Genomic DNA, 11,357 nt, shown 5'->3' on the forward strand with positions numbered 1-11,357 from the left:
TTAACCGCGTATAACTCGCTCGACGGCGGCGTATGCGCCACCATCTCCCCACAAGAGGACATAAATCCGGACCACGGTCCAAAGTAGCTGGGTCGTGGTCCACCTCAGCCTGCCGGAACAAGTGCTACCGTCGAAGAGGGACATCAAATGGCATTGGCAAAGCATGGGAACGAAAAATATCATTCCAGCACACTGATCGGCACGCCCGCGGAAGGGGAGGCATTGCGTGTCGAACGCAGGAATATTGGGTCCGGCGCACAGAATTGCGTGCGACCCGAGTGCACCGAGTTAGTCTACATCCTCGCGGGTCGCGCCAGGGTTCGGCGCACAGGAGACGGAAAATCCCAAGAAGGAATAGCGTGGGAGGGAACAAGTCGGCTGGTGCCGGCTGGGACGCACGAAACCCAGCTTGAGCTCGACGGATCAGTCGAATGTCTCCTCATATACCTCCCCCCCAAACTGCTGGAGCAGAGCGCGCTTGCCGATTACGGGATCAACCCCGACCAAACAGGTCTCGCCTATGTCGGCGCTCTCGCCGATCCCATTCTCTCCCAGATCGGTAAGGCGCTTAACGGCCTCACCGGCCGCTCCCAATCCCTGGAGCGCCTTTTCGCCGACGGCTTGAGGACAACCCTTGCAGCCCATCTGCTCCGCAATTACTCAGTGGAAAGCCTAAAGCCGACGCGTGCGCCTTCTCTCGACGGCAAGCGGCTTCAGCGTGTTCTCGATTTGATTGAGGCGAGGCTCGGCGAAGAGATCACGCTGGAGGAACTGGCGCGAGAGGCATGCCTCAGTCCGTTTCATTTTTCACGTTTGTTTCATCAGACAACCGGGCTGCCACCGCATCGCTTCGTGATCGACAGGCGCATCCGCGCCGCACAGCGCATGCTGCAAACAGGACAGCTTTCGATTGCCGAGATCGCGTTCGACACGGGATTTGGATCGCAAGCCAATTTCACCCGCACCTTCCGCAAGCTCACCGGCACCACGCCGGGGCAGTTTCGTGGCCGATATCGTGGCCTGGGCAGCGAGACAGCAATTTCTGATCATTTTTCCGCAAGAACCTGAAATAACCAGCCGAAACATCGAATTAGAACGACTTCTAACATAAGCCATTTTTGATCTGGGAGACAGGGCATGATCCGGCAAGCAATCCTAAACATCGCTGCTTGTGCCGGCCTGCTGGTGCTGCTCGGGGTCGCCTATCTGTGCTTTTGGCCCGTTCCGGTCGAGCCAGTATCCTGGCACGCTTCAGCACCTGCCGGGTACACCGGACCGTACGCCGCCAACACGCGCCTAGCCAATATCAATCTGATCGATATCGGAGACGACTACGGGCCTGAACATATCGCCGTCGGCAAGGACGGCAGGCTGTACGCCGCCATGACGAGTGGCAATATTTTGAGCATGGAGCTCGACGGCTCCGACCGGAAGGTTTTTGCCAACACCGGCGGGCGCGTTCTCGGCTTTGATTTCGATGCCGATGGACGAATGATCGCGGCGGATGCCATGAGGGGCCTGCTGGCCATCGATGCTCACGGCGTTGTCAGTTTGCTGACGGACAGTGTCAGCGCCAATGATCCGATCGGATACGCCAACGCGGTCGTTGCCGGATCAGATGGCACTATCTACTTCACGCAATCATCCATGCGCTTCAGCCCGCGAGAATGGGGCGGCACACTGGAAGCCAGCGTTCTCGATATCATCGAACAATCCGCAACCGGCCGCGTCCTGGCTTATGATCCGGCCACGAACACCACGCGGGTCGTCGCCAAGGGCCTCTCCTTCGCGAACGGGCTGGCGCTTGCGACCGACGAGTTAAGCCTTTTCGTCAATGAAACGGGTCGCTATCGCATCTGGCGAGTCGACGCGAACGCTCACGATGTGGACATGAAAGGCAATAGCGCCCAAGTACGCATCCTGCTTGATAATCTGCCCGGCTATCCCGACAATCTGGTTCGCGGACGAGACGGCCGGATTTGGGTTGGCCTTTTCAGGCCTCGCAATCCTGCGGCGGACTCGCTGGCGAACAAGACATTTCTGCGAAGGATATTGCTGCGTCTGCCGCGCTCGTGGCTGCCGACGGGCAAGCCTTATGGACATGTCTTCGCGATCAACGAGGACGGAGACGTGCTGGACGACCTGCAGGACAGTGCAGGGCTCTATCCCGAAACCACCGGTGCGACCGAAACCACCGACCGCCTCTACGTTCACAGCCTTCATGCGCATGCGATCGGCTGGGTGCCCTATTGATCAGCTCTCGCAAAGCCCCATGCAGCCCGGGAACGGGAATCTGCGCTACGCACCAACGCGGCAGTTGCCGCGGCAAACCAAGCAAAGGAAGAAGTCATGTCCATCAAAAAGGTTATCGCCGCCGCGGTGGTCGCCACTGTCGCTACCGGGTCCATGGCGCTCGGGGCTGAGAAGCCCTCTGTCGTACTGGTGCATGGGGCATGGGCGAATGGATCGAGCTGGTCGAAGGTCATTCCGCTGCTGCAGGCGCACGGGTTGACCGTCGTCGCGGTCCACAATCCGCTGTCCTCGTTCGACGCCGACGTCGCGGCCACCCGCCGCGTGATCGAGGACCAGCCGGGCAACGTCGTGCTGGTCGGCCATTCCTACGGCGGAGCCGTCATCACCGAGGCGGGCAACAGCGACAAGGTTGGCGCGCTGGTTTATGTCGCGGCATTCGCGCCATCTGCGGGGCAATCGATCAATTCAATCGTTGGCGCGGCACCGCAGCCCCCCGAATGGCTGAAAGAAGTCCACGCCGACGCCAGCGGCGTCCTGACTTGGTCAGCGGAGGGCGTGGCACACTATTTTGCGCCTGACATTCCGCCCGACGAGGCAGCACTCTTGGCCGCCACGCAGGCACCGCTGGCCGCCGTGGCATTCGACGGCAAGGTGATCAAAGCCGCATTCAACGAAAAGCCGAGCTGGTTCGTCATGTCCGACAACGACCAGATCATTCCGCCAGCGCTGCAGCAGGTTTTCGTCGACGCGATGAAGGCCACGGCAATCCATGTACCCTCGAGCCACGTCGCCATGCTTTCGCAGCCTCAGGCCGTGGCCGATGCGATCCTCGCCGCGGTGGATAGCGTTCACTGACTAACCCCTCCCGCGCGAAAGGCCCGCTCGCGCAATGGCTTGCCGATCGGCGGAGGTGAACCGTCTCCCCCAAATCTGTCGATCGGCAAGCCTTCATGGTCGGGCGCGCTGGATGTCGAGAATGTTCGCGGGCAGGAGGCAATCGAGCAATTTCAAGCACAACGACAGCAAAAAACGCAAAGAATTGCGCGCTCCGTAGCAGCTAGTTTCAGAAACAGACGAACCTCCGCCACGGAATCAGAGACGCGCAGAGCAGTGGTCGCCATCATCAACCAAGCCTTTAGGAAAGCCGATGAAAAACGCTAGCCAAGCTCAGATGAAGTTGGGTCTTCGTATCCACGCCACGGTATTCGTGCCGACCATCATTCTCCTGATCATTGTCAACTTCCTGATCGGTCCGCCCTATTGGTTCGGATGGGTGCTGCTGGGCTGGGGCGTGGGCCTGATCGCACACTGGTTGTCTGTCCGCTACCACGTGAGCCAACGGGGCGATCCGAGCTGAAGCGAACACGCTCGGGCAGGCTTCCTCGATCGTTCGCATCTCCTATCGCAAATGGCACCCGAAGACTGGATACATCTTCCGGCCACCCCATCGCTCGAAGGCCCCAGATTTTGAAGAAGGAGACAAATCATGTCGATCTCCCGCGAAGGAGACGTGGTCGAGGCAGCAGCCAGAACCATTTCGGATGAAGCGCTTTTCGATCATGACTCAGCCGCTTCGTCTTGTTCAGCCAAGAGTCGAATGACACTGCTGGCCCTCGCGCTCGGAACATTCTGCATCGGCACCACCGAATTCGCCAGCATGGGGATCATCCAGCTCTTCTCTCTGACCCTCGAAGTCGACCTGCCGATGGCAACCCATGCGGTGACCGCTTACGCCATGGGAGTAGTGGTCGGCGCTCCCGTTCTCACTCTCGTCGCGGCGCGATTGAACCGACGAACCTTACTGCTGTATCTGATCGGCATCTTCGTCCTCGGCAATGTGCTGTCTGCTTTTGCCCCGAATTTCGCGTTGTTCGTCTTTGCCCGCTTTGTCAGCGGGCTCCCGCAAGGGGCCTATTTCGGCGCCGGAGCGGTCGTTGCATCCCACGTCCTCGGTGCTGGCCGCTCCGGTCAGGCTTTTGCGATCGTTATGACGGGCTTGACTATAGCGACCATCTTCGGCTCACCGCTGGCCACGTTTCTCGGCCAGACGATTGGCTGGCGCCAAACCTATCTGGGCATTGCCGCTTTGGGCCTGGTATCGCTGGTCTCTCTCTGGACGTTTGTCCCCCGGACTGCAGAACTGGCCGGTGCTCCGATCTTGCACGAGCTGAGTGGGCTGCGCAAAGGCAGGGTCTGGCTCATGATGGTGGTGGCAGCACTTGGCATCAACAGCATCTTTGCCGTTTATACGTTCATAGCGCCGATGGTGACCGATCTGGTTCATCTGCCGCCGAGGGTCGTACCCATAGCACTTGCGCTGTTTGGCATTGGCATGACGGTTGGCAATCTCTTTGGAGGGCGACTGGCTGACCGTCACGCGGATCGCGGGATCATCCTGGGTTATGGATGCACCCTGGCCATCCTCGTGGTTCTCGGCCTTTGGGGCGCGAACGCCTGGATTCTTTTCCCGGTGTTCTTCGGCGTTGGCGCAACGATGATGGCGGCAATTCCTGCTATTCAGGTCAAAATGACCGGACTTGGACCGGAATCGGCCACCCTCATGGGTGCCATGAATCTTGCCTCTCTGAACGTTGCCAATGCCCTCGGCGCTTTGGCGGGCGGGCTCACGATCGGGGCCGGTCTTGGCCTTCTTTCGACCGCCTGGGCGGGGTTCGTTCTAACAACCATGGGGCTCATCCTGTTCGCCGCGTTCGTGACTGCGAGGACAAATCAGGCACGGCTGACCACGTCCGGCACCTCTGGCCTCCAATCGGGCATCACCATCATTGAGAAGCCAGATGGCGAGAAACCGGACTTTCGCCGCGAGCCGTTACCCCGCTTACCGCTTATCGAATGACAATCGCCAGAACCGCGAAGGACAAGAAACATGCCATTGAAGGATATTCTTCGGAGTCCGCTGGGATTTGGAGCCGCGCCGCTCGGCAACATGTTCCGCGCCATTCCCGAGGCCGAGGCCCTTGCCACGGTGGAGGCCGCTTGGACGGATGGCATTCGCTATTTCGACAACGCTCCGTTCTATGGGGCAGGCCTGGCGGAAATTCGCATGGGCAGCGCATTGTCGGAAAAACCGCGTGCCGACTATGTCATCAGCACCAAGGTCGGCCGCCTGGTCCTCGACGAACTTGAAGACCGCGGCGACAGTGGCTTCGGAGACAATGGTGTTTTCAAGTATGGCCGTCCCAAAAAGGTTGTCGACGACTATTCCGCTGACGCGACCTTGAAGTCCATCGAAGGCAGTCTGGAAAGATTGAAGACGGACCGCATCGATATTGTGTGGGTCCATGACGTTGCCCAGGATTTCTATGGAGACGCCTGGCTGTCCGTGTTTGAAAGCGCGCGTCTTGGCGCATTTCGAGTGCTGGACCGTATGCGCGACGAAGGGGTGATCAGGGCCTGGGGCCTCGGGGTGAACCGGGTGGAACCGATCGAGCTTCTTCTGGATCTGAAGGAGCCGCGTCCGGACGGCTTCCTGCTGGCGGGGCGCTACACGCTTCTGGATCACGACCGGGCGCTCCAGCGCGTCATGCCTGCCGTTGCCGACCGGGGCCTGGGCGTTGTCGTCGGCGGCCCCTACAGCTCCGGGGTCCTCGTCGGCGGCCCGAATTTCGAATATGCGCCGGCCAGCGCGGAAATCCTTGCGCGCGTCGCCCGGCTGAAGAACATCGCAGATCGTTACGGTATATCGATGAAGGCAGCTGGTCTGCACTTCGCGCTGGCCAACCCTGCTGTCGTCGGCGTGATCCCGGGTGCAAGCCGGCCAGAGCGTATAGCGGAAGATAGGGCTGCTTTCGTGGAGAGCACACCGCCTGAATTCTGGCGCGACCTCGTCAAGGCCAATCTCGTCAATCCCGCAGCGCCCTTGCCTCTCAACGACTGATTGGCGGTCGCGCCCGTAAGCCCCAAGGGGCGAACAGGACAAAGATCACAGCAAGATCGAGAGAGCGCAATGGTGAAAGCCGATCAATCGTCAATTTGCCAGGCTGGATCCATCGGCGTTGAAATGCCGCGCCTCCTGCTTGCCATCGCTTTCGTCCTGGCGGTCCCGTCGGCAGGGATGGCCCATGTCAAATGGTTTGCGCCCTATATCGTCGCCTCGCCGCCGGCAGCCATCCTCAACACCCTCACCGATCGATGGTTCTGGGCCGGGATAGCGCTCGCTGTCGTTTTTTTCGTTTCGGCGCGCATTATCGAGCAAGGCAGATATGGCGCATCGGTACTAGACGTGCTCGACTACGGTACCAAGGCAATTTGGCTCCGCATTGATGACTATCTACGGGCGATCATTGCCAGCTTCTTCATCGCGATATTCGCCGTGGGAGGGGTCTATCTGACGCCCGACCTGAAGACGCCGGCGGAATGGGTCTCTTGGGCCCAACTCGTCATTGCGGCCCTGATTTTTTCCCGTCGGACCATGCCAATTGCCGGCCTGGGGATCGTCGTTCTATGGCTTTTGGCATTGCGCGACTACGACCTTTTCCATCTGCTGGACTATTTTTCGCTGGGTCTGGGCGTAGCCGGTTATCTTCTGCTGGAACCATCGAGGCATGAGAATTGGCGAAAGCGGCGGATCGAGGCGCTGCGCTGGGGCCTTGCCGTCGCTCTAATGTGGTCGAGCCTTGAAAAATTTGCCTATGCGAGCTGGTTTTACCCCCTGGTCGTCGAGAAGCCGTTCCTCACCTTCGGTTTGCCACGCGACGTCTTTTTTCCAATGGCGGGCGTCGCCGAATTCACGCTTGGTTTTGGCTTGATCTGGACGCCGCTCATCCGCCGGCTTGCAGCAATCGCGCTCTTGGTGATCTTTACCGCGGCCGTCTGGCCCTTCGGACGAACAGACCTCATCGGTCACGGGCTGATCATGGCCATTTTGCTCGCGGTGGCCGCAGATCAAAACCGGACAACCCAATTCCTTCCAGACTTCAAATCGCATATCTCCAATATACCGTTCAGCTTACTGCTGGCCTTTACGCTGTACGGTTCGGCTTACTGGGGGCTGCACCTGGCGATTTATGGCCGCGATCAACCCTCCATGACCCAGCCCATAGAGAAAGAAACTCACATTTACAGCACCGAATATCCGCATGGTCCAAATCAGGTCGGCCCGTATATCTCTGACGAGCCAATCTCGCAGAGGTGAATGGTCGGATCGGCTGGATATTTGGTGAACTCAATTCGGCGTGAGCCTCAACTTACCGGCAGTTACGCCCGACACCTTCCTGACGGCTACCGGCCCCATTCTAGTCATACCGCCGGGTCTAAGATCATGTTCGGGCATGAGAACCTGTGCTGACAAGTATCATGACGACGAGATCGCCGGTTCGATTCCGTTCAAGGCGCTGAAACGCAGGATCCGAGGTAAAAGTAGCGATGACTTTGCACAGCAGGCGCCGGCGTGTAGAGCCGGCCCTTTGACCCTTTGTTCAACTCAGCCGAGGCTTGCAGCACCTGCGTCAGAGACGCCGGTCCATTCCCGATGATATACTCAAGCATGTTTCGCCGTTGAGTTCGGAACACATCAATTTGACAGGTATCCTGAAGCTCATCATTCGTTCAGGTCTAGCGTATGATCTCGATCAGATCAGCTCTCATATGCCCCCGCAAGTTATTGCACGAGCTTGCACAGGGCCGGATAATCGACTTTTGAATGGTGCCGCCGGTCGAGCGGGATACGCGCAACTTTATGAACCTGGGCAACACCGATGGCGGAGGCTTTCAATTGCCACAGGCCAGGGGAGGGTTCCTTACCCTCGACCGCCAGCAATGGTGGGGCGCTCTGCGGCACAAGTGCGGCTCGGACGACGCCCGGCCAACTGCGTGCGGCGACCTCGACCTCGAAGGGGTAATACGCGCAGGCCTTGGCCGAAAGGCGGCCACGTAGCCACAGACGGTTGTGCTGGTCGAGGCGTCCTGCATCGCCCGTCCGATGCCAGACCTCACCGTCTATCCGAAGCTTGTTTTCCGCATCGCCTTGGCCGTCCAGATAGGACTTGTTGACGTGATCGCCGGTCACCACGATCTCGTCGTTGATGATGCGGACGCGGGTTTCGCTGGTGGGAGAGCCGGCAAGAAGTCCAGCCCCTGTCTCCATGGCCAGCCAGTCTTCGTCCGCGATGTCTTCGACATGCTGGTGGGCAATCGGCTCAGCCTCGGTCGAGCCATAGACCGTCAATACCGAAGTCGCAGGCATGGTATTGCGCATTGCGGTCATCAGGTCGGGAAAGATCGGTCCGCCGCCCGTAAAGATCGATGTGAGCCTGGGGTCGCGGGCGCCTTTTGCCAAGGTCTCGCAAATCAGCGGAGGAATAAGTGCACGCGTGATCTTCTCGCGGGCGATGAGGTCGACGATACCATGGGCTGACGCTCGCTCAGGACGGCTAAGCTTCCAGTTTGGAAGGATGGACGGAATGCCAATCGCCATATTGGCGATCACGAATACGGGGAATGCAACCATTCCGGCTTGCGGCACCCCAACTTCAGACAGTCCGCTCACGGCCCCGTTCCAGTCATACCGCCGAGTCTAGACTTATGTTCGAGCATGAGAACCTATGCGGACGAGTATCTTGATAACGAGGTCGCCGGTTCGATTCCGCTGAAGGCGGAGAACTCGCGTCCCGTATTGCGACCTATCCTTTCGAGCGTTATACTGTTTTTGAAAAACAGTATAACGTCGGAGTCGAGCTTATGAAATCCGTCGACCTCATGTATCAGACGATGCTTGCCGAGCTAGGTCAGCGTTCGCTCGACGCCGCTTGGACGGCCGATTTTCCTTCGGAAGGCCGGTTCACCCCCGCAAACATCAAGGGGCGCAAGTACTGGTACTTCGACATCCCGGATGGGCATGGTGGCACGAAACGTCGCTACGTCGGTCCTGATAACGATCCCGATATATCGCAGCGTGTAGCGGATCATAAGCGGGACAAGGACGATTTACGCGCTCGCAGGCGCTTGGTAAATACCCTGACCCGCGAAGGCGGGATGATCGCTCCCGACGCCATGTCGGGTGACATCGTCCAAGCCCTTGCCGATGGCGGTCTCTTTCGACTCCGGGGCGTTCTTATAGGCACGGTGGCTTTCCAGTGCTATTCAGGACTGCTGGGGGTGCGCCTTCCCATGGCTGCGATCCTGACCGGCGATGCTGACATCGCCCAAGATTATGCCATCAGCCGGGAGGTTGAAGACAGCCTGCCTCCGATCATTGAACTGCTGCAGGGCGTCGATGCCAGCTTCCGGCCAGTTCCCCATCGATCAGGATCCGCCGCCTCGTCGGCGTTTCAGAATGCCGATGGCTACCGGGTTGAATTCTTGACGTCGAACCGCGGTTCGGACGACTACGTTGACCAGCTGGCGAATATGCCCGCCCTCGGCGGTGCCAGCGCGGATCCACTGCGCTCTCTTGACTTCCTCATCAGGGAACCGGTCAGGACGATGCTGCTCCACCGAAGCGGTGTTCCGGTTGTCGTTCCTGATCCGTCTCGGTATGCGGTCCACAAGCTTATCGTCGCCAGCCGCCGACACATTAACGGGCAGGGGCTAGCGAAGCGACAGAAGGACATCCGTCAAGCTGCGCTGCTTTTCGAGGCGCTGCAGCAGACGAGACGATCCGCCGACTTGGCCCTCGTCTACAACGAAGCATGGGAGCGCGGCCCTGCGTGGCAAGACGCTATCCGAATTGGGGCGGGGATGCTGCCGGCATCAGATGCAGACCGGTTCAAAACGGTCTTAATCGACGGCGCAAAGAAAAACCGCGAAGAAATTGAACCTCCGTTTGGCGACTAGACGTACTTGAATTGAATGCCAAGCTAATGATTTCGTTGGAAGTGGCTCAGACAAATAGGGTGCCGAGAGTCCGATTCTGCTCAAGCGCGTTTGATACTTTGCCTTCAACCCATCAGATCTTAAACAGCGCGGAGAGGTCACGCCGTCCGTCTACCACTCGGACGATCTGAACGGTATGAATAGGGCCGTCATCTGCATCGGGCCTTGTCTCATAAAGGATGACATAGGGTGCTTCGACCAACATCCGAGCGGTTCGGAATACTTCAGGGTGACGCTCGCCTATACGCGGATGCTCGATCAGCAATTCTGCCTTGCGGCGAAAATTGGCGAAGTATCGCTCCGCGGCTGCTCTTTACCCATTTCGGTGTAGATGCTCTTGACGTCGGCGCGCGCCTTAGGTGTCCAAAGAAGCTTAACGGGCATGGGGAGCGGCAGACGCTATTTCTTGGCGTGCTTCATCCAGCACCGCCTCAAAATCCACCTCGGCCGCAGGGCCACTAGCTTTGCCTTCTTCCCACATCGCACGTAGCTTGGCGATATCTTCGCGCTTCTGCATCCATTTGGCCGACCAGTCCCGCATGGCTTCGCGAACAACTTCGCTTCCGCTAGCATATGCCCCACTGTTCACAGCATCACGCAATAACTCAGCGTGTTGAGGTGTCATCGATACACTGACCTTTTCAACATTTGGCATAGGTGACCTCCAAAGATAACTGGTAGCAATTTTTACCACCAAAAGCGCAGAGGGGCAACATCGCTGCTCAGCCCCGATTGCTGCAGTGGTCCAGCTGCAAGGTCACTACGGTATCGGTTTGACGAAGGTTGAAAATGACGGGCCGCAGGTTCAATTCCGCTCAAGAGCGAGACAACGAGGTCAGCTCGGAAGTAGGTCGTGGCTAACATCCGAGCCGAACATTTCATCCAGCCTTACGCGGCTTCCAGACTTGGTTGAGAATCGCGGCAGCTAACGCGGCCTTGTCTTGCGGAGGGAATCGACCATAGTGCTGCTGGACGACATTGGGCGTGTCCTGAATGGCGTAGCTCGCCTGCTCGTATGATCCGGTCTGCTTCGGAGAGCAGGTCAGGATCATCAAACTCGGCCTCTACATTCTGATTGGCGCCGACTGCAGATACCAGGGATCTCGGCGACAAAGAGCTTCCTCCATAGGTGACTCCGGGAAAGCGGATCGCATATCGTTGCTTGCTGGCGGCCGGCTGATAGCGACGATACTCCGTTGATCCGGAAATGATCACCCGGCGCACCCAATCGAGGATCTCTTCGCGTTTGGTGAAAGGCAGACTGCTGAAGT

10 protein-coding genes and 3 pseudogenes are annotated in these 11,357 nt (G+C 58.7%); 9 read left to right on the plus strand and 4 right to left on the minus strand.

All coding sequences use genetic code 11. The features are described 5' to 3' along the window. Positions 1 to 147: 147 nt before the first annotated feature. From J2Z17_RS21575 to J2Z17_RS25635, 8 genes and pseudogenes are all read left to right on the plus strand, one after another. Positions 148 to 1,068 carry a helix-turn-helix domain-containing protein gene (locus J2Z17_RS21575; RefSeq protein WP_209948134.1) on the plus strand — a complete coding sequence of 307 codons (921 nt, stop codon included), beginning with the start codon at positions 148 to 150 and terminating at the stop codon, positions 1,066 to 1,068. A gap of 69 nt (positions 1,069 to 1,137) precedes the next feature. Then, entirely contained in the window at positions 1,138 to 2,253 is a 1,116-nt protein-coding gene (locus J2Z17_RS21580; protein ID WP_209948136.1) for an SMP-30/gluconolactonase/LRE family protein, read from the plus strand. A gap of 96 nt (positions 2,254 to 2,349) precedes the next feature. Then, positions 2,350 to 3,108: an alpha/beta fold hydrolase gene (locus tag J2Z17_RS21585; RefSeq protein ID WP_209948138.1), complete on the plus strand. Its 759-nt coding sequence runs from the start codon at positions 2,350 to 2,352 to the stop codon at positions 3,106 to 3,108. Between the two features lie 292 nt (positions 3,109 to 3,400). Continuing rightward, positions 3,401 to 3,610 (plus strand): 2TM domain-containing protein, encoded by a 210-nt coding sequence (locus J2Z17_RS21590; protein ID WP_209948140.1) that lies wholly within the window; start codon positions 3,401 to 3,403, stop codon positions 3,608 to 3,610. 129 nt (positions 3,611 to 3,739) lie between these two features. Then, a complete protein-coding gene (locus J2Z17_RS21595; RefSeq protein WP_209948142.1) occupies positions 3,740 to 5,110 on the plus strand; it encodes an MFS transporter in 1,371 nt (456 codons plus the stop codon). Positions 5,111 to 5,140: 30 nt separating this feature from the next. Further along, positions 5,141 to 6,151 (plus strand): aldo/keto reductase, encoded by a 1,011-nt coding sequence (locus J2Z17_RS21600; RefSeq protein WP_209948144.1) that lies wholly within the window; start codon positions 5,141 to 5,143, stop codon positions 6,149 to 6,151. A gap of 69 nt (positions 6,152 to 6,220) precedes the next feature. Continuing rightward, on the plus strand, positions 6,221 to 7,408 hold the full coding sequence (locus J2Z17_RS21605) for a hypothetical protein (RefSeq protein WP_245224262.1): 1,188 nt from the start codon (positions 6,221 to 6,223) through the stop codon (positions 7,406 to 7,408). Positions 7,409 to 7,689: 281 nt separating this feature from the next. Continuing rightward, positions 7,690 to 7,803: pseudogene (locus J2Z17_RS25635) on the plus strand (Tn3 family transposase); the annotation flags it as partial. A 70-nt stretch (positions 7,804 to 7,873) separates the two neighbouring features. On the opposite strand, the gene J2Z17_RS21610 reads toward J2Z17_RS25635, so the two are convergent. Next, entirely contained in the window at positions 7,874 to 8,761 is an 888-nt protein-coding gene (locus J2Z17_RS21610) for an AMP-binding protein (protein ID WP_209948146.1), read from the minus strand. A 191-nt stretch (positions 8,762 to 8,952) separates the two neighbouring features. Between J2Z17_RS21610 and J2Z17_RS21615 the strand changes: the two genes are divergently transcribed. Next, positions 8,953 to 10,047 (plus strand): nucleotidyltransferase family protein, encoded by a 1,095-nt coding sequence (locus J2Z17_RS21615; protein WP_209948148.1) that lies wholly within the window; start codon positions 8,953 to 8,955, stop codon positions 10,045 to 10,047. Positions 10,048 to 10,159: 112 nt separating this feature from the next. On the opposite strand, the pseudogene J2Z17_RS21620 reads toward J2Z17_RS21615, so the two are convergent. From J2Z17_RS21620 to J2Z17_RS21630, 3 genes and pseudogenes are all read right to left on the minus strand, one after another. Further along, positions 10,160 to 10,470: pseudogene (locus tag J2Z17_RS21620) on the minus strand (type II toxin-antitoxin system RelE/ParE family toxin). Beyond that, positions 10,460 to 10,741, minus strand: coding sequence for a type II toxin-antitoxin system ParD family antitoxin (locus J2Z17_RS21625; protein WP_209948150.1), 282 nt, complete (start codon positions 10,739 to 10,741; stop codon positions 10,460 to 10,462). The pseudogene J2Z17_RS21620 and the gene J2Z17_RS21625 overlap by 11 nt, the downstream one beginning before the upstream one ends. A 377-nt stretch (positions 10,742 to 11,118) precedes the next feature. Then, positions 11,119 to 11,357, minus strand: a pseudogene (locus tag J2Z17_RS21630) (hypothetical protein); the annotation flags it as partial.

Source organism: Heterorhizobium halophytocola, assembly GCF_017873095.1.
GTDB lineage: Bacteria > Pseudomonadota > Alphaproteobacteria > Rhizobiales > Rhizobiaceae > Allorhizobium > Allorhizobium halophytocola.